General features: G+C 37.6%; 1 protein-coding gene. It reads right to left on the bottom strand.

What is annotated here, in order from left to right:
* A partial coding sequence (locus Q4528_RS13490) for a DUF1542 domain-containing protein (RefSeq protein ID WP_303522038.1) occupies positions 1 to 287 on the bottom strand: 287 nt, incomplete at both ends.

Below are 287 nucleotides of genomic sequence, written 5' to 3'. Positions count from 1 at the left end.
TCTTTAAGGCGATTGACTTCGTTTTTAGCAGCAGCTTTTTGTTCTGGCGTTAAGTCAGGATTATTATCAATTTCTTTAAGTTTGTTGTTAGCTGCGTCTTCGATAGCTTGTTTCGCTTTGTCTTTGGCTTGATCAATCGTAAATTGATTTGGATCAAATTGGTTGATTGTATCTTGTGCTTTTGACTTAGCTTCCTCAATGCCGTTTAAATCCTTCGCATTATCGATATCTTTAAGCGCTTGTTCTTTAAGGCGATTGACTTCGTCTTTAGCGGCAGCTTTTTGTTC

The organism is Staphylococcus pasteuri (assembly GCF_030547725.1).
In the GTDB taxonomy this organism is placed as follows: Bacteria; Bacillota; Bacilli; order Staphylococcales; family Staphylococcaceae; genus Staphylococcus; species Staphylococcus pasteuri.
Note: the sequence above shows the minus strand (reverse complement) of the source record. Positions and strands in the feature narration are given on the sequence as shown.